This is a genomic window from Aminobacter sp. AP02 (assembly GCF_003148805.1).
Lineage (GTDB): Bacteria > Pseudomonadota > Alphaproteobacteria > Rhizobiales > Rhizobiaceae > Aminobacter.
Genome location: NZ_QGGX01000017.1, coordinates 64238 through 88119 on the forward strand (window position 1 = coordinate 64238; position 23882 = coordinate 88119).

Below are 23882 nucleotides of genomic sequence, written 5' to 3' on the forward strand. Positions count from 1 at the left end.
ACGCGGCGCAAAACGTTTTGGCGAATTACATCTGCGGACACCGAAGCCCCGGCAGTGGAACCTGGCAAGATACGCCTGTGTTGTTGTTACCCTCGGGTCGCAGCCTGCCCGCCCGACCGCCGCATTGTCAATGGTAAACAATACATTGATCAATCAGGGATAGGCATGCCCGTCACGCCCGGCCTCTGGGGCCTTGCCTGGCGTCTGAATTCGAGTGACAGGTGCACCAGCAAGGCCGTGAAAATGACCGCGCCGCCAACGATGGTGCGGACTGACGGCACTTCGCCATGGATGAGCCAAACCCATATCGGACCAAGCAGCGGCTCGAATGTACCGATCAGGGCGGCAACGGCGGCCGGGATGAGCCGCGCGCCGGTAGCGAAACAAGCGAGGCCGAGGCCGAGATTGACCACGCCGAACGCAACCAGATATCCCATGTCGCGCGGCGACACGGCCAGCATCGTGGCTTGCGACGCAGCAAAAGTCGCGGCGATCAAGGTGCCAAGGCATGTGGCGGGCGTCATGCGCACATGAGCGAACCGGCGCGTGATGACGGTGGCAATGGAAAAGACCACGGCGATCAGCAAGGCGAGCCCGTCGCCGACCGGTGAGACCTGGCCGCTGAACGATTCGGAAACCATGATGGCGACGCCCGAGATGACGGCGAAAATCGCCACCCATGTTGCGACAGCCACGCGCTCACGAAACAACACCCAGGCAAACAACGCCGCCAGCAACGGCACGCCGGCCTGCATCAAGAGAATGTTGGCAACGGTCGTGTAGGAAAGGGCGACGACGAAAGAGGTCGAGGCGGTGGCGAAACAGATCGCCACCAGCAGGCCAGGCAAGCCCATGTCGCGGAATAGTTTCAGCATTCCGCGCAGACCGTCGCGCCAGACCATGAAAGCCAGCAGGAAGGCGGCTGCCCAGACCGAGCGCCAGAACACCACCGTCCAGCTGTCCGCCACCTCGATGAAGCGGGCAATGGCGCCGCCCAGGCTCCACATCAGCGCCGACATGAACACCAGGAACACGCCGAGGCGCTCCTCGCGCCGCGAGACGTGCGGCGTGGCACCTCTTGGTGACTGCGAAGCGGCGAGATCTGTCATGGCGCTAATCTCGACGACTTGCGAGCGGCACGATGCGCTCGGAACGACTGGGACTTGCGCGTTCGCGTAAAGCAAAGTGACCTGTGCGAGGAGGTCCAGCGCTCCGATCCCATTGTGGCACAAGGCGGGCAGCCTTGCCTGTTCGCATGCCAGAGGCCCTTTCCAACAACTCAAATAACTGCTTGACCTCAATCTTAGTTGAGGTTTTAAAGACGTGGCTCCACACAAGCATGAAACGGAGCTACCCCAAAAAATGCCTCAGAAAATCAAGCTGGCCCTGATCTATGGCAGCGCCCGCGAAGGTCGTTTCTGCGACACCGTCGTAGATTGGGCAGCAACCGAGATCCGTGGGCACCAGCAGTTCGACATCCGATTGATCGATCCACGGGAGCTTGCCAGCAATCGAGCCGATGTCACGCGCCGGCTAGGCGAGGCCGATGCATTCATTGTGGTGACGCCCGAATACAATCATGGCTACACCGCCGATCTCAAAGCCCTGATCGATGCCCACAGCAAAGAGTGGCAAGCCAAACCGCTGGCATTCGTGTCGTATGGCGGCATCTCAGGCGGCCTGCGCGCCGTCGAGCAGTTGCGGCTGGTCTTTGCCGAACTTCATGTCGTGGCGATTCGCGACACCGTGAGCTTTGCCTTCGCCTCAAGGCGGTTCGACGCCTCGGGCGCGCTGATCGAACCACGCGACGCGCGCAAGGCGATGTCGCTTCTGTTGGCTCGCCTGCAATGGTGGGCGATCACCCTGCGCGAGGCTCGCACCAACTCGCCCTTTCTCGAGGTGGCGGCATGACCGTCGCACATCAGGTTCAACTCGTGCCGGCGACTCCGTTCCCCGAGAACCATGCCCGGCGTAATGCGACGCTGCTGCTTATCAGCACACTGACGATCATGTCGGGCGCGACCATCTCGCCCTCGCTGCCGGCGATCGAAAGCCATTTCGCCGGCAGCGACAACGTCGAAATCCTGACCCGGCTCGTGCTGACGCTGCCGGCATTGTTCATCGTCATTTGCGCACCCTTCGCCGGTGGGCTGGCAGACCGCTTCGGGCGCAGGCCGCTGCTTATCGCGGGCGCCCTGCTATACGGGCTGAGCGGCATGTCGGGCCTGCTTGCTGACAGTCTGGCTGGACTTCTTGTCGGACGCGAGCTGCTCGGTATCGCCGTTGCCGGCGTCATGACCACCGCGACAGCGCTTGTCGGCGACTATTTCGCAGGATCGGAACGTGACCGGTTCATGGGCTATCAGTCGGCTTTCGTAGGCATTGGCGGGCTGATCTTCTTGACCGGCGGCGGCATGCTGGCCGAACTGCACTGGCGCGCGCCGTTTGCAGTATACGGCCTGTCGCTGTTGCTGATCCCTGCCGTTCTGGCTTTCATCAATGAGCCTTGGCGCAACAATCCACCAATTGCCCGCGCTCCCGAGCTAACAGGCAAGACGATCTGGGTTGCGGTCTTTGCCGTCTACATGGCGGCCGTTCTCAATAGCGTCGCCTTCTACCTGCTTCCAACGCAGTTGCCGTTCTACCTCAATGCCATGGGCATCGGCTCACCAACCGTGGCCGGGCTTGCGATCGGCCTGGGCAACATGATCGGGGCAGTTGTCGCGCTGTTTTACGCCAGCCTGCGCGCCAGGCTGGGAGTGACCGGCGTGTTCGCCCTCGCATTTGGCTTGATGGCCATCGGATACGGCCTGCTGGGAGTGACCGATACGCTGGTGACAGTGCTGGCGGCGGCGGGCGTTGTCGGGCTGGGGCTCGGAATGATCATGCCCAATATTGCCGCTGCGGCGATGGCAGCCGCGGCGCCCAAAATGCGTGGCCGCGTTGCTGGCGGCATGACTGCGAGTATCTTTGCCGGCCACTTCATATCGCCCTTCGTCAGTCAGCCGATGATCGCGGCGTTCGGGTTTGCGAGAACCTTCCTGTATGCCGGCCTCGTCACAGCCTGTGTCGCAATCCTTGTCGGGGCAGCGACAATGATTCATGCGCGCCGTGGCCACGCGATCGAGCCGGGCTTCTGAACCCCAAGGGGCCAGTCTTGGCCCCTACTTGCCCTGTTTCGCCATCCTCAGAACTTCCGACATGACAGCATCATCGCCGGCGGCGTAGCTGGCGAAGGTCTGGGCAACGGGAACCTCAGGCAGCAGGGAGCCTGCAGCCGTGCCGTAGAAATAGTTCAGGAAGAAGCAGGTCCCGATCTGCAAGAGACTGCAGCCCTTCTCCCAGTCGTGGTAGGCCGTGGTATATCGGAACGCGATCTTCGAGTTGGGCATGATCGTCGTGCCGCCTTCGCCCCACATCTGGCCGGCGTCACCCATCTCCTCCCCGACCAGCACCGCCCGACCGCCCGAATAGTATTTCAGCCGCGACGCGATGCTGATCGCCGCCGAGAAGGTGTTGCCACTGGTCAGGATGAATATCCGGCCATTGGGTACCGCTTCGGGCAGCAGCCGCGAAAAATCGGTCGCAAGCATGTAATTGCCACCGGGGCTGTACCTGAGATCGACGATGGCATGCTTGACCTTCCGCTTGCCGGCTTCGGCGAGCAAGTCGGATAGATAGTCCGACATCGGACGTGCTTCCTGATCGCGGAAACGGTTGATCTGTACGTAAAGAATGTCGTCCGTTTCGAGATAGGAGTGCCAAAAGTTCTCATCTGGGCGTGACAGGTGGCGCGGCGCTTCAACGCCATCCAGGACATGGACCCACCCGGTGTCGCTACCTATTGGGGGAACAGGGCTCAGGTCCCGCTTTGGCCAGACGGTTCTAGCCGAAGGTTCACCCTTGTCCGACGATGCCTCAAGCATGCGCTTGACCTCGGAGCCATCGGCCTTTCGCAAGCGGAATTCGCCTTCGTCCGGCTTACCCGCCAGCGTGGCCGCGTGGAGGAGCTCAGGCGAGATCATGAAATTCGGTGCAAGCTCCCGTGCATATTGGTCGGTGCCGCCGACATATGGACGTAGCGCTTCGACCAGGCGTTCGGGCGACTGGCCGTTCACGGCCAGGACTTGCGCGCCCAAGAGATCACTATGCTCGGCAATGGCGCGGACGACAAAAGACCGTCGGCAAACCAGCCGAGACGCAGAGGAACGGCGTTGAAGCCTTGTCCGCCGGCCAGACCAAGAACGTTGGTATGCCCATTTTGCGCAAGTGCGACCGCCTTGGCTGCTCCCATCGCCAATTCAGGCCGATCGAGTTCGGAGGCCCGGGCGGCAAGCTCGTCGAGCGCTTGGCCAAACGCTTCGCTGAATTGGGCCGTAAAGCTTCGTTCGATCTGCTGCATATTGCGAAGGTGCGCCAAATCCCCGGCATTGTTGCCGGCCAATGAGCCTCCGGTGGATGAAACCGCTGCCGGATAGGGCTTGAAGACTGGATACAAGATCAAGGTGAGTGGCAGCACAAGGATAATCAGCAACGCAAATACGGCAAGCGCTCCGCGCTTCAGCCACCGCCTCCACCTATGTCCGTCACCAGGATTACTCATAGCCCGCTCCCAAAAACTGCTCAATTTGGAACAGCACATGGGTGGCGAGCATGCGGCGTTCAATTACCCGGCAAGTCAACTGCGTATGCTGCCCGAGGGTCAGGAAACGAATCGGCAAGGTTTGCCGCCGATAACGTGGGCAAACTATTAGAATCTGTGCATCCGCCGGCTGGAAGCGAACCAAACTTTTCGAACCGATGCACTGGAGACCGCCATGCTGACCGTACTCAACTGCCTCGTCACCGAACATGACTACCGCTTTGTCGCGGCAGCATTGGCGATATGTGCCCTCGGCTGCGTGGTGTCGATGCGATTGTTCGCGCGTGCCCGCAACGTCAGGCGCGCCAAGCACGCAGCCTTCATCGTCATGGCTGGCGTCGCTGGCGGCATGACCATCTGGACGACGCATTTCCTGGCAATGCTCGGCTTCATCCCCGATGTCGAACACGGCTTCGAGCCCAATTTCACCTTGCTTTCCCTGGGCTTCGCCATAGCCACGTCGATGGCTGGCTTTCTGATCGCCGCCAGTCGCGAACGCGCCTGGATGGTCGAGGCGGGTGGCATCATCATCGGCACAGGAATTGCGCTGATGCATTTTACCGGGATGCGCGGTTTCGTCGTTGCCGGTACCGTTTCCTACGATCCTGCTTTCGTTGCCTTTTCGATCGTGGCCGGGGCGGCGCTCGGCATGCTGGCGACCAATCGCGTGGCTCGGGGAACTACAGGCCGCAGCCAGTATGTCGGCATGGGTGCGCTTATCCTCGGAATCGGCATGATGCACTTCACCGCCATGGGTGCGGTACAGATCACGCCTGACCCGCGCGTAGCCGTTCCCGGTCAACTCATGTCGGACAGCGTGCTGGCAATCCTGGTCGTCGCGGTCACCGGGCTTGTCGTGCTGCTCGGCGCCGTTACTCACCTAGCCGAGGAACAGGGCCAGCAGGATACCGTCGCGCATTACAGGCATCTTGCCATGCATGACCCGCTGACCGGCCTGCCCAATCGTGCCGCGGTTCGCGACGAACTTCCGGTGCGCCTGAAGCAGGCCGGTGGCACGTCGCTGGCAATCATTGCCATCGACCTCAACCGCTTCAAGGAAATCAACGACGTCTACGGCCATGCCGCGGGTGATGCTGTGTTGATCCAGACCACCGCGCGAATAAAGACGTCGTTGATCGAGGGCGAGTTCTTCGCCCGTCTCGGCGGTGACGAATTCATTGCCGTGAAGCCGTTCACCCGAGAAAACGAAGTCGAAGAATTCGCCGCTCGCATCAGCGACGCCTTTTCACGGCCCAACGAGCTTGGCAACGGGCGCTTTTCCACCAGCGCCAGCATCGGCATCGCCGTCTACCCCAAGGACGGCGACAATGTCGACGAGCTAACAATGCGCGCCGACCTTGCCATGTACCGGTCGAAAAAGGTGTCCGACGGAAACTGGTGCTGGTTCGACGCCGATGCCGACGAAGACGGCCGCCGGCGGGGACAGATCGCGATCGGCCTGCGCAGTGCTGTTGCCGAAGGTTCATTGCGCCTAGTGTTCCAGCCACAGATATCGATGAAGAAACGCGAGTTGCTCGGCTTCGAGGCCCTGCTGCGCTGGACCAGCAGCGCACTCGGCGAGGTTTCTCCTTCAGACTTCATTCCTGTTGCCGAGCAGACCGGCATGATCGTCGAGATCGGCGACTGGGTTCTCATGCAGGCCTGCCGCGAGGCGAGCCAATGGCCGGCACCACTCAGCATCGCCGTCAACGTGTCGCCGATCCAGCTGATGCGGCCGAACTTCGCCGAGAGGCTCAAGGAGATCTTGACAGAGACCGGCTTGGCCGCCACCCGGCTTGAGATCGAGATCACCGAAACAACGCTCATCGACAATCCCGGCCAGGCGCTGCTGATCCTGCGCCAGATCAAGGCGCTGGGCGTCCGGGTTGCGATGGACGACTTCGGCACCGGCTATTCGTCGCTGTCGACGCTGTTCTCCTTCCCCTTCGACAAGATAAAGGTCGACCGCAGCTTCCTCAACGCGCTCGGCCGGCAGGCGCAGGCGACCAGCGTCATCGAGATGGTTATCGAACTGGGCCACAAGCTGTCGATCCCCGTACTGGCCGAAGGCGTCGAGAACGATTTCCAGGCAGCTTTCCTCAAGGATCGCCGCTGCGACGAAGCGCAAGGCTTCTTGTATGGGCGCCCCCTCGATTCCGGCACGGCACGCACCCTGGCCCATACCGGCCTGAGCCCCGATGAGGCGACCCCCAGGCTAATTGCCTGATCTTTATTGGAAATCGAAAGCCGACAGGCCCGTCACCATTTCGTCGAGACCAAGCGGGCGGGTGATCGGCGGCTCTGCCCGAGACAGACAACCTGAGCGCTCGCAAAGACGGCAGGCAGGGCCGACGGGTGTTGCGGCCACAGCGCCCGGCTTGGCGCCGACAGCAGGCGCGGGCAAGGCCGCGCCATAGACGATCTCGTCACGAAAGGCGATGTCGCAGCCAAGCAGGATCGCGGTACGCCGCGGCCGCTCGCTGAAGGCGCCCTGCGGACCTTCCAGGGTGCGGGCGACACACAGGAATTCGGCACCATCGGGCATCTCCACCGCCTCGACGAAAATCTGGCCGGGCTGGGTAAAGGCGGCATGGACTGGAAGCTTCGGGCAGCCGCCGCCAAAACGGCTTTGCGGGAACCCTTGCGCACCGGCCTTGCGGAAGCGGTTGCCGGCATTGTCGACCTCAAGCATGAAAAACGGCACCGATGAGGTGCCCTGGCGTTGCAGCATGGTCAGCCGGTTGGCCGCTTGTTCGAACGACACGCCGAAGCGCGAGCGCAACACGTCGACATCGTAGCGGGCGCGCTGGGCCGCCGAGTGGAACGCCTGGTAAGGCATCATCAGCGCGTGCGCCGCGTAGCGGCCAAGTTCGAAACGGGCGAGCCGTCGCGCCTCGTCCGAGGTGAGTTTCAGCGACTGCAGCTCGGCCGCGACCGCCACCTGCATGCGGATCAGGCTCGCTTCCATCGCCACCTCGCGCAGTTGGTCGAACGGCGACAGGCGCTCGGACAGGAACAGGCGTTGCGAGTGCCGGTCGTAGCGGCGGCGCCAGTTGGGCATGGTGGCGACCGGCAGCACTTTCACGACAATGCCGTGCTCGCGCCTGAGCCAGCCCTTCAACGCCCCGAACAGGTCGTCGCCGGGATCGAGCAACGAGGTGAAGGCTTCGGCTTCCTCCTCCAGTGAATTGAAGTGGTTGGGCCGGCGCTCGAACACCTCGTGGACTTCGTCGATGGGCAGGCGGGCACCCGACAGCGCCGTGGTGTGCCCCTCGCGCGCCAATAGCTCGGTTAGGTCGGACAAGCGCTCAGCCTGCTCGCGATAGGCGCGGAACAGCTTTATCACGGCCGCTGCCGCGTTGGGTGCGGCCTCTGCGATCTCCACCAGTTCCTGGTCGCCAGGCAGTTCGCCGGACAGAAGCGGATCGGCGAAGACCTCGCGAAGAGCCGCGATCGAACCGCGCGCCTCCCCCTGCAACTCGTCGGGGTCGACCTTATAGACCGAGGCGAGCTTGAGAATGAGCTGGACGGTTAGCGGCCGCTGGTTGCGTTCGATGAGGTTGAGATAGGACGGCGAAATGCCGAGCCCCTCCGCCATGGCCGTCTGGGTCAGCCCCTTCTGGTTGCGGATGCGCCGGATGCGCGGCCCGGCGAAGATTTTCTGTTCGGCCATGGCATTTACACCATTTTTACAACGAAAGTAGGGGATTTACCCTACCCGTCCTTTTACATTCTTTACAAATTTACAGCGACGTTCTGTCAAACGCAACACAGGTTTTCCCTATTGTATGGCCCAGTTTGTTGAATTTTCTGGCTGCTTTGGCGCCGCAATGTCAAACAAGTCACATAGAAATCGCCGCAACAAACCCAAGACGCGGTGCCGCCCCCCAAGACCAAAATGACCCGACGGAGTCGACAATGACTGATTTTTACAACCTCGTCCCTTCAGCCCCGGAAGGCCGCTTCGACGGCATCGAGCGCCCCTACTCGCCGGAGGACGTGAAGCGGCTGCGCGGCTCCGTCCAGATCAAGCAGACCCTGGCCGAAATGGGCGCCAATCGCCTGTGGAAGCTGATCCACGAGGAGAACTTCGTCAACGCGCTCGGCGCCATGTCCGGCAACCAGGCAATGCAGCAGGTCCGCGCCGGCCTCAAGGCGATCTACCTCTCGGGCTGGCAGGTTGCAGCCGATGCCAACACGGCTTCCGCCATGTATCCGGATCAGTCGCTCTATCCGGCCAACGCCGCGCCCGAGCTGGTCAAGCGCATCAACCGGACCCTGCAGCGCGCCGACCAGATCGAGACCTCGGAAGGCAAGGGCCTGTCGGTCGACACCTGGTTCGCCCCGATCGTGGCTGACGCTGAAGCCGGCTTCGGCGGCCCGCTCAACGCCTTCGAGATCATGAAGGCGTTCATCGAGGCGGGTGCCGCCGGCGTTCACTTCGAAGACCAGCTCGCTTCGGAAAAGAAATGCGGCCATCTCGGCGGCAAGGTTCTGATCCCAACCGCAGCACACATCCGCAACCTTAACGCGGCGCGTCTCGCTGCCGACGTGATGGGCACCTCGACGCTGATCGTCGCCCGTACCGACGCCGAGGCCGCGAAGCTTCTGACGTCCGACATCGACGAGCGCGACCAGCCCTTCGTCGACTACGATGCCGGCCGAACCGTGGAAGGCTTCTATCAGGTGCGCAACGGCATCGACCCGTGCATTGCGCGTGCCATCGCCTACGCTCCGTTCTGCGACCTGATCTGGATGGAGACCGGCAAGCCTGACCTTGCCCAGGCGAAGAAGTTCGCCGAGGCAGTGCACAAGGCGCATCCTGGCAAGAAGCTGGCCTACAACTGCTCGCCGTCGTTCAACTGGAAGAAGAACCTCGACGACGCGACGATTGCCAAGTTCCAGCGCGAGCTGGGCGCAATGGGCTACAAGTTCCAGTTCATCACGTTGGCTGGCTTCCACCAACTCAACTTCGGCATGTTCGAGTTGGCCCGCGGCTACAAGGATCGCCAGATGGCTGCCTATTCGGAGCTGCAGGAGGCGGAATTCGCCGCCGAGGTCAACGGCTACACCGCGACCAAGCACCAGCGCGAGGTCGGCACCGGTTACTTCGATGCCGTGTCTATGGCGATCACTGGCGGCAAGTCGTCGACTACAGCGATGCATGAATCGACCGAACACGAACAGTTCCGCCCGGCCGCCGAATAAGCCTGGCGACAGACGACAGCTCCGGAGGCGATCGTGCCTCCGGACAGAGCAAGGCAACACTCCGAGGAGAACCACAATGGCACCGCGCACCCGCGTCAAGGAACGAGCCGAAGAACAGGCCACGACCATGAGTGCTGACCAGCAGGCCGTGATCCGCATCGTCGCCAACGACCTGCACCGACTCAACCAATCGGTCATGAAGGCCGTCGAGGCAGGCGTGTCGGTCGAACTGGTCCGCTCGGCCCGTCATCACGGTGGCGACGGCAACTGGGGCGACCTGCTGATCCCTGTCATCGTGACCCAGCAGCCGCACGGCTAACAGTCAACCCATTCCCCTGCCCTGCCCCCCGGACCCCGTTCGCAGCCTCGGCTGCGGGCGGGGTTTGTCTTTACGTCGTCGTCGTTGGACTTTGATTAGCAAAGAGAAATGCTGTCGCCCGCGACTAAAGTCGTATGCCATTTTCAGCGTATTACTTGACACTTCTCGCAGTTGACGCGAACGTAAGGAACCGAACGCAACCACGCATTGAAACAGACGCCCCCCAGCTGTCGGCTAAGCCAAATGAACCGGAATGACCTAGCTTCGGGCCAAGACCTGGATGCAAACGCGCGCACTCCCGATCGCCCTATTGCCGACCTTGCAAAGGTGCTCGTCGTCGGCCGCTCGCAGATCAACCGCGTCGTCGTCGCCAAGATCGTCGAGCGCTCTGGCCTCAAGACGATATCGGAATCACCCGACACAGCCATGGCCATGCTGCGCAAGATGGCGCCAGGAACCATCATCCTGGACGGGGGTAGCGACAACAAGGACTGCGATGCGCTGATGGCGCCGATCATGTCGCTGAGGCAAGCCTCGGGCACCAATCTGCCGTCGGTGATCCTGCTCTCCAACCGTCCGGGGACACCGGAAAGCCTGTCCCTGTCGAGCGCCGTAGACATCGTGGTGGCCAAGCCGATCACACCGGAACGATTGCAGCCAGTCGTCGACAAGCTCGTCGGACGAGCCTGACTTCAGCCAAGCGCCTTCAAAAGTTCCGCGAGTTCGCCGAGATGCGGCAACTTGCGGAAGCGCTCGGCCGTTGTCGGCTCATCCACATGTTCATAAGCCCAGGTCAGATCGTGAGGAATGTAGACACCCCAACTGCCGGCCTCGATCGCAGGCACGACGTCCGATTTCAGGGAATTGCCGATCATCATGCTTCGGGCCGGGCCGTCGCCATGGCGAGCGAAGATGCGCTCGTAGGTCGGGCGCGACTTGTCGCTTACGATCTCGACCGCGTCGAAGAAATCGCCGAGGCCCGATTGGGCCAGCTTGCGCTCCTGGTCGAACAGGTCACCCTTGGTGATCAGCACCAGGCGATAGCGGCCGGCGAGCGCTTCGAGCGTGTCATGGACATGCGGCAGAGTCTCGATAGGGTGGCTCAGCATCTCGCGGCCAGCGGCCAGGATCTTTTCGATCACCGGAGCCGGCACCTGGCCATCCGTGACCTCGATCGCGGTTTCGATCATCGACAAGGTGAAGCCCTTGATGCCGAAACCATAGGTGCCAAGGTTGCGCTTTTCCGCATCGAGCAGTCTCGCCATCAAATGCTCCTGCTCGCCATGCTCGGCGAGCAGTTCGGCAAAATGCTTTTCCGTCATGCGGAAGAATTGTTCATTCTGCCACAGCGTGTCGTCGGCATCGAAGCCGATCGTGGATAGTTGGGTCGAATTGGAGCTCATGGCGATCATCTAGGTCACAAACTGGCTCGAAACCAGCTGCTTGGACCTATCAGTTCGCCGGAATCGCCTGCCAGCCCCCCTTTTCTTCCTTCGCGGGCCACGGCTATACTCGGCAATCTGCAACGACAATCTGGTGATTGATGCCGCCTGCAAAGAAGGAAGTCCGTCCGTCCAACCGGGGGGGACGAGCCCGCACGCCCGCATTTGTGAAGAACAAGCGCGGCGTGAAGAACTGGAAGGAAGCCTCCGAGTGGCTCGAGTGGCGCGGCATCGAAGACATAGAGTGCATCACGCCTGACCAGGCTGGCGTGGCCCGCGGCAAGATGATGCCGTCAAGCAAGTTCACCTCCAACACCTCGCTGGCGCTGCCGTCCGCACCGTTCATGATGACGATCTCGGGTGACTATCCGGAGGACGGCAACGGATTTCAGTATCCGGAGGACGATGGCGACCTGAAGCTGGTGCCTGATCTGTCGACGCTGTCGGTGGTGCCGTGGGAAGACGACCCGACAGCGCAGGTGATCTGCGACCTTGTCCATCAGGACGGCCGCAACGTCGAGTTCACCCCGCGCAACGTTCTGAAGCGCGTGGTGGCGGCCTACGACAAGCTCGGCCTCAGGCCCGTGGTGGCGCCAGAAATCGAGTTCTACCTCGTCCGCAAGAACCCCGACCCCGACTATCCGCTGACCCCGCCCGTGGGACGCTCGGGCCGCCCCATCGGCGGCGGTGCCGGCTATTCGATCGCCGGCGTCAATGAGTTCGACGAACTCATCGACGACATCTACCACTTCTCCGAGGCTCAAGGGCTCGAGATCGACACGCTGATCCACGAAGAGGGCGCTGGCCAGCTCGAGATCAACCTGCGTCATGGCGACCCGATCGAACTGGCCGACCAGGTGTTCCTGTTCAAGCGCACGATCCGCGAGGCAGCGCTGAAGCACGATACCTACGCCACCTTCATGGCCAAGCCGATCCAGGGCCAGCCGGGCTCGGCGATGCATATCCACCAGTCGATTCTCGACAAGAAGACCGCCAAGAACATCTTCACCGCCGAAGACGGCTCGGAAACCGAAGCATTCTTCCACTTCATTGGAGGCATGCAGAAGCATGTGCCCAACGCGCTGGTGATGCTTGCGCCTTATGTGAATTCGTATCGCCGGTTGACGCAGGCTGCTTCCGCACCGGTCAACAACAAGTGGGGCTACGACAACCGTACCACCGCCTTCCGTGTGCCTCGTTCCGATCCTGGTGGGCGCCGTGTCGAAAACCGCATCCCGTCCTCGGACGCCAACCCATATCTTGCGCTGGCGGCATCGCTGGCCTGCGGATTGATCGGGCTGACCAACAAGCTGCCGTCCGAACCGCCAGTGCTGACCACCGCCAACGAGGACGAGATCGATCTGCCGCGAGGGCTGCTGGAAGCGGTCGACCTGTTTGAAGGCGACGAGGAACTGGCAACGATGCTTGGGCGGTCGTTTGCTTCTACCTACGCGGCGATCAAGCGGGCTGAATTCGAGACCTTCATGGAGGTCATCAGCCCGTGGGAGCGAGAGTATCTGCTGCTGAATGTTTGAAGGGTGAGGCGGTAGGGCAGTAGGGCAATAGGGCAGTAAGGCAGTAGTGCGGCAGCGAGGGGGTTCAGCGTGCCGAGCGAGATCAACTCGTATCAAGACCTTGTCGTCTGGCCGCAGGCGATGGAGTTGGCGCCTGCCATCTACAGTTCGACCAAAACGTGGCCGAAAGAGGAGCAATACGGACTGACCAGCCAAGTTAGACGCGCTGCCGTCTCTGTTCCGGCTAACATTGCCGAGGGCTACGGTCGTGAAAACCGTGGCTCCTACCAACAATTCCTAAGGATTGCGCAAGGATCGCTCAAGGAGATGGAGACGCACCTGCTGATAGCCGAGCGTGTCGGGATCACCACCCCCGATGTAGTTCGGCAAGCGATGATAATGAGCGAAAGCGTCGGCAAGCTTCTGCGCCTGCTAATCCGCAAGCTATCGAACGAATGACCCTACTGCCCTACTGCCCTACTGCCCTACTGCCCTGCTGCCCTGCTGCCCTGCTGCCCTACTGCCCTACTGCCCTGCTGCCCTGCTGCCCTGCTGCCCTACTGCCCTACTGCCCTACTGCCCTGCTGCCCTGCTGCCCTGCTGCCCTACTGAAAGCGCACCATGCCTTACCTTTCTCCGATCTCTCCTGGCCTTTCCTGGTACGAAGACACTGCGGGCCCGCGTCCGGAGTATCCGGCCCTTGACGGCGACAGGCAGGCGGATGTCGTCGTCATTGGCGGCGGTTTTACCGGGCTCTCGGCAGCAGCCCATCTCGCCAAGTCCGGCACCAATGTCGTGCTGATCGAGGCGCATCGCTTTGGCGACGGCGCATCGGGCCGCAATGGCGGCCAACTCGGTACGGGCCAGCGCGCGTGGGCGGAGGAACTTGAGGGCGAATACGGCTTCACCCGCGCCAAGGCGCTGTTTGATCTCGCCGAGGAAGCCAAGGCGCATCTGTTCGATTTCGCTTCAACCCATGGCATCGACATCGACTATATGCCGGGGCAGATGTCGGTGGCGCACAAGCCGCGCTTTGTCGACGACTACAAGGCCCATGCCGAGATCATGGCGAGCCGCTTCAACTACCCGCATGTCAAGTTCATGGACGCTCGGGAGACCGCCGAGCGGCTGGGTTCGACGCACTATTACGGCGGCACGCGCGACACCGGCACCGGGCATATCCACCCGCTCAAACTGGTGATCGGCACGGCACGGGTTGCTGCCGAGGCCGGCGCGCGGCTGTTCGAGAACACCCAGTCGATCGGCATTACCTCACAAGGCGGAAAGGTACGCGTGACAACGCCGCGCGGCACGATCACCGCGCAAAAATGCCTGATCGCCGTCAACGCCTATGGCGGTAATCTGGAACCGATAAGTGCGTCTCACATCATGCCGATCGGGTCGTTCATCGGCGCCACTGTGCCGCTGGGTGCCGACTCCAAGGTGATCCCCGGCGGCGAGTCGGTCGACGATTCCCGCTTCGTGGTGCGCTATTTCCGCAAGTCGCCCGACGGCCGACTATTGTTCGGCGGACGTGAAATCTACGGCGTCAACGACCCCAAGGACATCCATATCCACATCCGCAAGCAGATCGCCGAGATTTACCCGGCGCTCAAGGGTGTGGAAATCACCCATGGCTGGGGCGGCTATGTCGGCATCACGATGCCGCGCAAACCTTTCGTGCGCGAGGTGATGCCCAATGTCATCTCGGCCGGCGGCTATTCCGGCCATGGCGTGATGCTGTCCAATTTCTTCGGCAAGCTCTATGCCGAGACGGTGGCCGGCAACCGCGACAGGCTCAAGCTGATCGAGGATCTAAAGATACCGCCATTCCCCGGTGGCCGGCGTTTTCGCGCGCCGCTGCTGTTCCTTGCGCTCAACTGGTTTGCCCTGAGGGATAGGATCTAGCTTCCGCAGGCATAGTCTTTGCTTCAATGAGCGGCAGACGCAGCCTGATGCGTGCCCCGCGCCACGGGCCGCTCAGGATTTCTACGCTACCGCCATGCAGGCGGGCTATCTCGCGCGCAAGATTAAGCCCAAGGCCGGCACCGCTGCTGCGCGGACGCAGGCGATAAAAGGGCTGAAATACACGTTCGTGTTCTTCGCAAGGTATGCCGGGACCTTCATCCTGGACTTCCAGGCTTCCACTCGCATGGACCAGTATCGTGATGGTCCCTTCGCCACCGCCATGGTCGATGGCGTTGCGCAACAGATTGGTGACGGCTTGCTGGACCTGCGAGGGTTGGATGCTGACGAGGACGCTCGAAGCTGCTGGCTCGAAGGAAAATTCATAGCCTGCCGACAAGGCGAGCGGCGCAAAATCGGCGGCAAGATGCCGTGCGAACTCGACAAGATCGACGACCTCGCGCGCACCGGCGGAGTGGTCGAGCACCTGCCGGTCGAGCAGTTGCTGCGCCAGATGCGACAGACGTTCGATGTCTTTGAGCAGGCGCGTGCTTTCGGGATCCTCGCGCAATAATTCGGCGCGGGTGCGCAGGATGGCGATCGGCGTGCGCAATTCGTGCGCCGCGTCGGTGAGGAAGCGGTTGCGCTGTTCGTAGCCTTGCCCAAGGCGCGAAAGCGCGTTGTTGAAGGCCTGCACCAGCGGCCCGATCTCCGCCGGCACATCGACGGTCGGCAGTTGGACTCCACGGTTGTCGATATCGATCTGCTTGGCCTGACTGGCGGTGGCGACAAGGCCGGCGAGCGAACGGCGGACGACCGCAGGTGTGGCAACGAGGGTCGTCCCGCCCATGACGATGAAGAAGGGCGCCACGAAGGCCACGATGATCAGCGCGATGGCGGGACCGATCTTCATCCAGTCGATCTGGCCCGTCGCGTAGCGCGTGCCGTCGAGGCTGAGCTGGAATACAACGTCGACGCCGTTCGTCTCCATGCGTGAAAGGATTGTCGAGGTGAGTATCTGAACCCGTCCGGCGGCGGTCGGGCGATTGGCGAGGATCGCATCAGGACGGAGATCGTGGATTGGAAAGCGCAAGAACGCGTAGTCGATCGCCCATGGCAACCCGATATGTCCATCTTCATAAGCGTCAGGTACCTTCCCCTCCCGCAGCGACTTGCCAGCCTGGTCTCGCACGACCAGCCACAGGTTCGGATAGTTCTGGCGTGCCCAGCGCATGTCTTCAGTGTCGCGCACGACGAGGTTGCCGCTGGCATCGCGGCTCAAGGCTGTGGCAACTGCCTCGACCGCAGTTTCGTTGTCGCTAAGCAGCCGGGGCTCGAGCAGGAACAGCACGAACCAGATGAGACCGACAAAGGCGAACAAGGTTGCCGCCTGAAGCAGGATGAGCTTGCGCACAAGCTGCCATTGGAGCGAAGTGGGGCGCGGCTTCTTCATGCCACGGCGCGCAGGAGGTAGCCAAGGTTGCGTATCGCCCTGATTTCCACGCCGGCTTTGACATCGTCGAGCTTGCGGCGCAGGCGAGAGACATGGGAATCGAGGGCATTGGAGCCGATCTCGTCGTCCATGGCATAGACCGACTCCTCGAGCGTCGCCCGCAAAACCGTGCGACCGGGACGGCGGAGCAGCGCTTCCAGAGCCAGTTGCTCGCGGCGCAACAGCTCAAGCGGTTGGCTTCCGACGCTCGCCTCGCGGTGATGGAAATCATAGGTGAGACGGCCGACGACCGTCTGCTCGGATCGCAGGGCGACGGGGCGGCGGTGCAGCGCCCGCAATCGCGCCATCAGCTCTTCCATCGCAAACGGCTTGACCAGGTAGTCGTCGGCGCCGGCATCAAGGCCAGTGACACGATCATTGAGGCCGCCGAGTGCGGTCAGCATCAGGACCGGCGCATCGACACGCAGCGCCCGTAGTTTCGGGATCAAGTCGAGCCCCTCGCCATCAGGCACGCGGCGGTCGAGCACGACCGCATCATAGGGCCCGAATTCTGCCGCAGCCTCGGCGTCAGCAAGAGTAGCGACATGGTCGACGATCACATTGCGGCGTGCGAGCGCGGACTTCAGCACCGAAGCCATTTCCGGCTCGTCCTCAAGCAGCAGAATACGCATGGGAGGCTACCCCTTCAACAAGGCCTGGCAACGACAATCGCAAGGCCGGCTGGCGCGGATTGCATAATATCTAAATGTCTACAAGTGGACAGTGTCACTCGCATTCGAACTTTGGCTTGCGGAAGTTGGTGATGTACCAGCGGCCGCCTGAAATACTGGCGTAGTAAGTGTAGAAACACTCTCTTTCTTCGACATAGCCTGGCATCGTCGTCTCTTCGTAACGTCTTCCGCGCCGAGTGTCCGTGACTTCGCCACTTGTCGAACCAGAGACTACGTTCGTCGAAATCTTGCGCCATTGGTATGCGCGTTCGCCACGGCCGAGTTCAAGCACCGCCACCGGCGGACCATAGTCCATGACGACCGACTCCACCGGCTGGCCAATGTAGGTTCTCATCGTATCGGACATGCAGCCTGAAAGAAAAACGCTGGCAGCGGCAACGAAGGCGCCGACAGCGCAGTTGGCAATGCTGGAAGACATGTCTGACCCTGGTTCTAAACGATATGCCAGCAGCTACGCAGCAAAGATTGCACCTACATTACAGGCCCTTGCCGCCACCATTTCCGGGAACTTTTTTGCCAACGCCGCATCCAATGGTTCGGAGCCGCCGCGTCATGCGGGGCGTTCACAGGGAGATGCTCCAATGAAAATGGTTTCCGCCGCACTCGCTCTCATGCTCGCCGGCACCTGGCCCACACTCGCCCAAGAGGTGGCGAAGGCTCCACCCCCAGGCGCGTTCAAGGCGGTGAGCAGCCTAGTCAAGCTGCCGGACTTCCTGCCCGGCATGGGTCAGCTCTTCGTCGATCCGGCAACCCTGCCAGCCGGCCCGTTCCTCGCCTACGACCATGACGGCAAGCTGGTCAGCACCATCTACATGCTGCCGATCAAGGACCTCAATCCCAACAAGCGCTTCGACGATCTCGCCTCGCCGGGCGGCAATGTCGATCACGTAAGCGTCTACTACAATGCCGGCCATCCCGGGGTAGAGGAGCCGCATGTCCATGTCGTGCTGTGGCATGTGGCCAAGGCCGACGAGGCGCGGGTAGCGAAATGATCGCGACCCGCCGACAGACAATCGAAGCCGGCGGGGGCTTTTCCTCGCCGTGCTTTTCTTCCCGCAGGCGCGCGCCACAGGCAACGACATCATCGACGTCGAGATGCATGGCAAGGACGATGGCGCCCATGTCTGGTTCGACCCTGCCGGCATTCATGTCGAGCCGGGACAGACGGTGCGCTGGACAAATCGCGACCCGGGCAACTCGCACACGGTGACGTCATATCATCCTGATGTCTTCGACCGGCCACTGCGCATCCCGGCAAACGCCAAGCCCTGGAATTCCGACTATCTGCTGCCGGGCCAATCCTTCTCGGTGACGCTGACCGTGCCGGGGGTGTATGACTATTACTGCGTGCCGCATGAGCACGCCGGCATGGTCGGGCGCATCGTGGTCGGCACGCCGCAGCCGGTGGCGCCCAGTGCAGTGGACCCCTCGCTCACGCCGCTGCCCGATGTGGCGCTGAACGGGTTTCCGCCGGTCGACGAGATCATCGCCAAGGGCATCGTGCGCCGCGTCTGAACGGCGACGGCAAATGGAGGCGATAGCATGCAACTGGCAATCTTGCGGCAACAGGTCGATCTCGACGGACGCCGCGACGAGGAACTGGTGGCACTCGCGCGCCAAGGCGGCGAGAACGCCATCCGCGCGCTCATCAAACGTAACAACCAGCGGCTTTTTCGCGTCGCCCGCGCCGTCATGCGAAACGACGCGGACGCCGAGGACGTGGTGCAGGAGGCCTATGTCAGGGCTTTCACGAGGCTCGACAGCTTCAAGGGCGATGCGAACTTTTCGACATGGCTCACACGGATCGCGCTCAACGAGGCGCTCACGCGTATCCGCAAGCGGCGGCCTGTGGCCGAGCTGGACGAACTGGATATCGCGGCCAACGGAGGCCAGGTGATCATGTTCCCGACATCGCTGACACCACCGAGTGCGGATGCCGAGTTTGGCCGCAGGCAGGTGCGCGCTCTGCTCGAACAGGCGATCGACGAGCTGCCGGCGGCCTTTCGCATCGTCTTCATTCTGCGCGACGTCGAGGAGATGAGCATCGACGAGACCGCAACGCAGCTCGCGCTCAAGCCGGAGACGGTCAAGACGCGGCTGCACCGCGCCCGCAAACTGATGCGGGCGGCAATCGAAAAACGTCTTTCGAACGGCTTTGCCGAGCTGTTCCCGTTCAACGGGGCGCGCTGCGAGCGCATGGCCGATCGGGTGGTCGAGCGGCTGCGCGGGCTTTAGCGACCGGTCACATCTTCCTGACGATGACGCTACCCGCCGAGTAGCCCGCCCCAAAAGAGCAGATCACGCCCAGGCTACCCACAGGCAGGTCGTCGGAGAATTTCGAAAACGCGATGATCGAGCCGGCCGACGAGGTGTTGGCATAGTCCTGCAGCACGTTGGGCTGCTCAGCGCGTGTCGCCTCGTGGCCCAGGACGCGGGAGCCGATCAGGTCGTTCATGGCCTTGTTGGCCTGGTGCAGCCACAGCCGCGACAGGCTGGCCGGCTCTATGCCCTGGTCGGACAAATGACCGAGCATCAGTTCGGCCACCATCGGCACCACCTGCTTGAACACCTTGCGGCCTTCCTGGTGGAACTGCATGTCGCGGCGGTCGGCCATGTGGCCTTCACGCGTGCGCCTGAGGAAGCCGTTGTTGTTGCGGATGTTGTTGGAGAATTCGGTCAGGCAACGGGTGGCCAGCACCTCGTAGGCGTTGTCGGCCTTCACATCGTCGGCGCGCTGCAGGACAACCGCCGTGCAGACATCGCCGAAGATGAAGTGGCAGTCGCGATCCCGCCATTCCTGATGGCCGGAGGTGATCTCGGGATTGACCATCAAAATCGCGCGGGCCGAGCCGGTGCGGATCATGTCGGTGGCAAGCTGGATGCCGAAGGTCGCCGAGGAGCAGGCGACGTTCATGTCGAAGGCAAAGCCCTTGATGCCGAGCGCCTGCTGCACCTCGATGGCAATCGCCGGATAGGCGCGCTCATGGTTGGAGGCAGCGCAGATGACGGCGTCGATATCCGCGGCGGTCAGCCCCGCCTTCTTCATCGCCTCGTCGGCTGCTTTGACCGAAATCTCGGCCATCAGCGACAGCTCGTCCTCGGCTCGTTCGGGCAGTACGGGATGCATGATGCCCGGATCGAGGATGCCGAATTTGGAGATGACGTGACGGCGCTCGATGCCCGACGCCTTGACGATGAACTCTTCCGACGACATCGCCATCGGCTCGCGCTCGCCGGCCTCGATGGCGTCGGCGTGAAGCTTGTTTTGGCGGTGGGCATATTCGTTGTAGGCGGCCACCAACTCGGCGTTGGTGATGACTTCCTCCGGCGTGAAGATGCCGGTTCCGCTGATCGCGACCCTATGCATGGCGTTTCCTGCTCGTTTTGACCCATTGGAATAGGGTTCCGGCATCGCCGGTCAAGCGCAAACGCCGCAATTCAGGCTCGGAAAAGCGGTTACCTCAGGGAACAATCACTTAAATGCAGCGGCCACCGTCGACTTCCATCGCCACGCCGGTGATCAGCGAAGCCTCGTCGGAGACGAGGAACAGTGCTGCGTTGGCGATGTCGAGCGGCGTCGAGAACCGGCCGAGCGGGATCGAGGCTTTGAACTTCTCACGGATTTCAGGAGTGTCCTTGCCCATGAATTTCTCCAGCATGCCGGTTTCACCGGCCACCGGGCAGAGGCAGTTGACGCGGATGTTCTTCGGCGCCAGTTCGACCGCCATCGACTTGGTTGCGGTGATCGCCCAGCCTTTCGACGCATTGTACCAGGTGAGGCCGGGACGCGGCCTGAGGCCCGCGGTCGATGCGGTCGTGAGGATCGAACCGCCGCCCTGGCGCTCCATGATCGGCACCACGGCACGGGCCGCATGGTAGATCGCCTTCATATTGACGGCGGTGATAAGGTCGAAGACGTCTTCTTCGACATCGACCAGGTCACCGTTGCGGTGAGTGTAACCGGCATTATTGACAATGATGTCGATGCGGCCGAATGCACTCTTGGCGGCATAGACGAGTTCGTCGAATTCGGAGCGCAGCGACACGTCCGTAGTGACAGCGATCGCGTCCTTGCCGATCTGGGCCACCACACGCTCGGCTTCCTTGGCATTCAGGTCGGCGACGACCACCTTGGCGCCCTCTTCGGCAAAGCGCTTGGCCATGCCCTCGCCGAAACCGGCCGCAGCCCCCGTGATGATCGCTACCTTGTCCTTGAGACGCATGATCTTTTCCCGCCCTGTCGATTTGCTTCCTGATCGATCTAGCCGCCGCCACAGTCCACCGCAATGCTCGTAGCGGCGTGGAGCTGGCGATGTTTAGGGCCCAGCGGCTTCTGCTTGGATTTCCAAACGCCGAAGCCTTATGTTGGGTTGGTATAATCGCTGTGTCGAAAACGAAACTGTGACACCGAGGCACTGGCGTTTTTAAATCGATTAGCATATATCGGGCGGCGACACGACGACCGTCTTGGAAACGGATAAAACATGACCAGCCAGATCATCCCTGTCGATCCCTTCGACTTCATCATTTTCGGGGGCACCGGCGATCTGTCGGAACGCAAATTGCTGCCGGCGCTCTATCACCGCCAGCGCGACCACCAGTTTTCCGAGCCGACGCGCATCATCGGCGCATCGCGCACCAAGATGGAAGACAAGGAATTCCGCGCCTTCGCCAAGAAGGCGATCTCGGATCACGTCAAGCCGGAATACATCGAAGAAGCCGAGCTCAAGAAATTTCTCGACCGCCTGAGCTACGTCGCGATCGACGCCAAGTCGGGTGATGGCTTTGCCGAGTTGAAGAAGTCGGTGGCCGACAGCAAGCGCATCCGGGTCTTCTACCTCGCCGTGGCACCCAGCCTGTTCGGCGACATCTCTGACCATCTCAAGGAACACAAGCTCGTCACCGCGGATTCGCGCATTGTCGTGGAGAAGCCGATCGGCCGTGACCTTGAGTCGGCCAAGGCGCTCAACGACATCATCGGCGACGATTTTGGCGAGCACCAGATTTTCCGCATCGACCACTATCTCGGCAAGGAGACGGTGCAGAACCTGATGGCGCTGCGCTTTGCCAACGCGCTTTACGAGCCGCTGTGGAACTCGGCCAACATCGACCACGTCCAGATCACCGTCGCCGAGACCGTCGGCCTCGAGGATCGTGTCACCTATTACGACAAGGCAGGCGCGCTGCGCGACATGGTGCAAAACCACATGCTGCAGCTGCTCTGCCTCGTTGCCATGGAGGCGCCCGCCTCGATGGAGGCGAATGCGGTGCGCGACGAAAAGCTGAAGGTTCTGAACGCACTGAAGCGTGTCAACGGCAATGAGGCGCCCAAGCATACCGTGCGCGGCCAGTACCGCGCCGGGGCTTCCGCCGGCGGACCGGTCAAGGGTTACATCGAGGAACTCGGTTCGGAGAGCACCACCGAGACCTTCGTCGCCATCAAGGCCGAGATCGCCAACTGGCGTTGGGCTGGTGTGCCGTTCTACCTGCGCACCGGCAAGCGGCTGGCGTCGCGCGTCTCCGAGATCGTCATCGAATTCAAGCCGATCCCACATTCGATCTTCGGCGAGAGCGCCGGGCCGATCTTCAACAACCAGCTGGTCATCCGCCTGCAACCCGACGAAGGCGTCAAGCAATTCATCATGATCAAGGATCCGGGCCCGGGCGGCATGCGCCTGCGCCAGATCCCGCTCGACATGAGCTTTGCCCAGTCCTTCGACGGTCGTGCGCCTGATGCCTATGAGCGCCTGATCATGGATGTCGTGCGCGGCAACCAGACGCTGTTCATGCGCCGCGACGAGGTCGAGGCGGCGTGGAAATGGATCGACCCGATCCAGCACGCCTGGGAAGCCAGCCGCCAGGAGGCCCAAGGATACACTGCCGGCACGTGGGGCCCATCGGCGTCGATCGCATTGATCGAGCGCGACGGCCGCACCTGGCACGAGAGCAATTGAACGCCATGGCCCTGCCCCGCTGGAACGAATTTGCAACACGCGAGGAACTGGCGGCAGCACTTGCCGCCAAGGTCGCCGATGCGCTTCGGACAGCGATTGCGCAGCGCGGCGAGGCCTTCCTCGCAGTGTCCGGCGGCACCACTCCGGGCCGCTTCATGGCGGCATTGTCGCGGGAAGAGCTCGACTGGAACAAGGTCACGGTGACGTTGGTCGACGAGCGCTTCGTTCCTGAGTCTTCGCCGCGTTCCAACGCCTCGCTCGCCAAGGCGAACCTGCTTCAACACAACGCGGCGGCCGCCCGTTTCGCACCGCTCTATCACGAGGCCGCCACCGTCGAAGAGGCGGCGGCTCGCGCCGACACCGGATTTCGCGCCCTGCCCTGGCCGCTTGATGCCGCCGTCCTGGGCATGGGCGGTGACGGACACACGGCATCGTTTTTCCCCGACGCACAAGGCCTCGATGCCCTGCTCGACCCGGCTTCCGCGCGCATTGTCATGCCCGTGCATGCCGAGAGCGCAGGCGAGCCGCGACTGACGCTTACGACCGCACCCCTGATCAATGCCAGGTTGTTGGCCGTGCATATCGAAGGTGCAGAAAAGCGTGCCGTTCTTGAAGCCGCGATGGCGGCGGAGAAGGCCCTGCCGATCCGCACCGTTCTGGACCGATCGCCACGCGCCGCCGAAATCTACTGGGCGCCCTGAGCAGGACGTCCTA

The 23882-nt window shown here is 62.1% G+C and carries 23 protein-coding genes and 1 pseudogene; 14 read left to right on the plus strand and 10 right to left on the minus strand.

The window, feature by feature from the left end:
* Positions 1 to 149: 149 nt before the first annotated feature.
* On the minus strand, positions 150 to 1109 hold the full coding sequence (locus C8K44_RS20445) for a DMT family transporter (protein ID WP_109577612.1): 960 nt from the start codon (positions 1107 to 1109) through the stop codon (positions 150 to 152).
* 253 nt (positions 1110 to 1362) lie between these two features.
* Here C8K44_RS20445 and C8K44_RS20450 point away from each other — a divergent pair.
* Both C8K44_RS20450 and C8K44_RS20455 read left to right on the plus strand, forming a co-directional pair.
* Positions 1363 to 1975 (plus strand): annotated as a pseudogene (locus C8K44_RS20450) (NAD(P)H-dependent oxidoreductase).
* On the plus strand, positions 1935 to 3140 hold the full coding sequence (locus C8K44_RS20455) for an MFS transporter (protein WP_281063004.1): 1206 nt from the start codon (positions 1935 to 1937) through the stop codon (positions 3138 to 3140). The pseudogene C8K44_RS20450 and the gene C8K44_RS20455 overlap by 41 nt, the downstream one beginning before the upstream one ends.
* 24 nt (positions 3141 to 3164) lie before the next feature.
* On the opposite strand, the gene C8K44_RS20460 is transcribed toward C8K44_RS20455, so the two are convergent.
* Complete coding sequence (locus C8K44_RS20460) at positions 3165 to 4139, minus strand: S41 family peptidase (protein ID WP_109577615.1); 975 nt, start codon at positions 4137 to 4139, stop codon at positions 3165 to 3167.
* Positions 4115 to 4627 (minus strand): hypothetical protein, encoded by a 513-nt coding sequence (locus tag C8K44_RS20465; protein WP_146203974.1) that lies wholly within the window; start codon positions 4625 to 4627, stop codon positions 4115 to 4117. Before C8K44_RS20465 ends, C8K44_RS20460 begins: the two co-directional genes overlap by 25 nt.
* A gap of 190 nt (positions 4628 to 4817) precedes the next feature.
* Here C8K44_RS20465 and C8K44_RS20470 point away from each other — a divergent pair, with 190 nt between their 5' ends.
* Entirely contained in the window at positions 4818 to 6869 is a 2052-nt protein-coding gene (locus C8K44_RS20470) for an EAL domain-containing protein (protein WP_109577617.1), read from the plus strand.
* Positions 6870 to 6872: 3 nt separating this feature from the next.
* On the opposite strand, the gene C8K44_RS20475 is transcribed toward C8K44_RS20470, so the two are convergent.
* Positions 6873 to 8315 (minus strand): helix-turn-helix domain-containing protein, encoded by a 1443-nt coding sequence (locus C8K44_RS20475; protein ID WP_109577618.1) that lies wholly within the window; start codon positions 8313 to 8315, stop codon positions 6873 to 6875.
* Positions 8316 to 8560: 245 nt separating this feature from the next.
* Here C8K44_RS20475 and aceA point away from each other — a divergent pair, with 245 nt between their 5' ends.
* The 3 genes from aceA (at position 8561) to C8K44_RS20490 (ending at position 10859) form a co-directional block, all read left to right on the plus strand.
* A complete protein-coding gene (gene aceA / locus C8K44_RS20480) occupies positions 8561 to 9850 on the plus strand; it encodes an isocitrate lyase (RefSeq protein ID WP_109577619.1) in 1290 nt (429 codons plus the stop codon).
* A 76-nt stretch (positions 9851 to 9926) separates the two neighbouring features.
* The gene (locus C8K44_RS20485; protein WP_067965227.1) at positions 9927 to 10169 is read left to right on the plus strand and encodes a hypothetical protein; all 243 of its coding nucleotides are present in this window, start codon (positions 9927 to 9929) and stop codon (positions 10167 to 10169) included.
* A 243-nt stretch (positions 10170 to 10412) separates the two neighbouring features.
* The gene (locus C8K44_RS20490; protein ID WP_245417570.1) at positions 10413 to 10859 is read left to right on the plus strand and encodes a response regulator; all 447 of its coding nucleotides are present in this window, start codon (positions 10413 to 10415) and stop codon (positions 10857 to 10859) included.
* Between the two features lie 2 nt (positions 10860 to 10861).
* On the opposite strand, the gene C8K44_RS20495 is transcribed toward C8K44_RS20490, so the two are convergent.
* On the minus strand, positions 10862 to 11581 hold the full coding sequence (locus tag C8K44_RS20495) for an HAD family hydrolase (protein WP_109577620.1): 720 nt from the start codon (positions 11579 to 11581) through the stop codon (positions 10862 to 10864).
* Between the two features lie 131 nt (positions 11582 to 11712).
* Between C8K44_RS20495 and C8K44_RS20500 the strand changes: the two genes are divergently transcribed.
* The 3 genes from C8K44_RS20500 to C8K44_RS20510 all read left to right on the plus strand — a co-directional run bounded on the left by C8K44_RS20500 (position 11713) and on the right by C8K44_RS20510 (position 15033).
* Positions 11713 to 13146, plus strand: coding sequence for a glutamine synthetase family protein (locus C8K44_RS20500; RefSeq protein ID WP_109577621.1), 1434 nt, complete (start codon positions 11713 to 11715; stop codon positions 13144 to 13146).
* Positions 13147 to 13215: 69 nt separating this feature from the next.
* A complete protein-coding gene (locus C8K44_RS20505; protein WP_109577622.1) occupies positions 13216 to 13584 on the plus strand; it encodes a four helix bundle protein in 369 nt (122 codons plus the stop codon).
* Between the two features lie 162 nt (positions 13585 to 13746).
* Complete coding sequence (locus C8K44_RS20510; RefSeq protein ID WP_109577623.1) at positions 13747 to 15033, plus strand: FAD-binding oxidoreductase; 1287 nt, start codon at positions 13747 to 13749, stop codon at positions 15031 to 15033.
* Here the strand turns inward: C8K44_RS20510 and C8K44_RS20515 are convergent.
* The 3 genes from C8K44_RS20515 to C8K44_RS20525 all read right to left on the minus strand — a co-directional run bounded on the left by C8K44_RS20515 (position 15002) and on the right by C8K44_RS20525 (position 17632).
* A complete protein-coding gene (locus tag C8K44_RS20515; protein WP_109577624.1) occupies positions 15002 to 16483 on the minus strand; it encodes a HAMP domain-containing sensor histidine kinase in 1482 nt (493 codons plus the stop codon). The genes C8K44_RS20510 and C8K44_RS20515 overlap by 32 nt on opposite strands.
* Positions 16480 to 17154 carry a response regulator transcription factor gene (locus C8K44_RS20520; RefSeq protein ID WP_109577625.1) on the minus strand — a complete coding sequence of 225 codons (675 nt, stop codon included), beginning with the start codon at positions 17152 to 17154 and terminating at the stop codon, positions 16480 to 16482. The genes C8K44_RS20515 and C8K44_RS20520 overlap by 4 nt, the downstream gene beginning before the upstream one ends.
* Before the next feature lie 94 nt (positions 17155 to 17248).
* On the minus strand, positions 17249 to 17632 hold the full coding sequence (locus C8K44_RS20525) for a hypothetical protein (RefSeq protein WP_109577626.1): 384 nt from the start codon (positions 17630 to 17632) through the stop codon (positions 17249 to 17251).
* 163 nt (positions 17633 to 17795) lie between these two features.
* Between C8K44_RS20525 and C8K44_RS20530 the strand changes: the two genes are divergently transcribed.
* From C8K44_RS20530 to C8K44_RS20540, 3 genes are read left to right on the plus strand one after another with little or no spacing between them, the layout of a single operon-like run.
* Positions 17796 to 18206, plus strand: coding sequence for a DUF5602 domain-containing protein (locus C8K44_RS20530; RefSeq protein ID WP_109577627.1), 411 nt, complete (start codon positions 17796 to 17798; stop codon positions 18204 to 18206).
* Between the two features lie 49 nt (positions 18207 to 18255).
* Positions 18256 to 18729, plus strand: a complete 474-nt coding sequence (locus C8K44_RS20535; protein WP_245417571.1) for a plastocyanin/azurin family copper-binding protein — start codon at positions 18256 to 18258, stop codon at positions 18727 to 18729.
* A 27-nt stretch (positions 18730 to 18756) separates the two neighbouring features.
* Positions 18757 to 19449, plus strand: a complete 693-nt coding sequence (locus C8K44_RS20540; RefSeq protein WP_109577628.1) for an RNA polymerase sigma factor — start codon at positions 18757 to 18759, stop codon at positions 19447 to 19449.
* A gap of 7 nt (positions 19450 to 19456) precedes the next feature.
* On the opposite strand, the gene C8K44_RS20545 is transcribed toward C8K44_RS20540, so the two are convergent.
* Positions 19457 to 20581: a beta-ketoacyl-ACP synthase III gene (locus tag C8K44_RS20545; protein WP_109577629.1), complete on the minus strand. Its 1125-nt coding sequence runs from the start codon at positions 20579 to 20581 to the stop codon at positions 19457 to 19459.
* A gap of 109 nt (positions 20582 to 20690) precedes the next feature.
* Positions 20691 to 21437 (minus strand): SDR family oxidoreductase, encoded by a 747-nt coding sequence (locus C8K44_RS20550; protein WP_109577630.1) that lies wholly within the window; start codon positions 21435 to 21437, stop codon positions 20691 to 20693.
* Positions 21438 to 21698: 261 nt separating this feature from the next.
* Between C8K44_RS20550 and zwf the strand changes: the two genes are divergently transcribed.
* Positions 21699 to 23168: a glucose-6-phosphate dehydrogenase gene (gene zwf, locus C8K44_RS20555; protein WP_109577631.1), complete on the plus strand. Its 1470-nt coding sequence runs from the start codon at positions 21699 to 21701 to the stop codon at positions 23166 to 23168.
* A 5-nt stretch (positions 23169 to 23173) separates the two neighbouring features.
* Positions 23174 to 23869, plus strand: a complete 696-nt coding sequence (gene pgl / locus C8K44_RS20560; RefSeq protein WP_109577632.1) for a 6-phosphogluconolactonase — start codon at positions 23174 to 23176, stop codon at positions 23867 to 23869.
* The last annotated feature ends 13 nt before the right edge of the window (positions 23870 to 23882 follow it).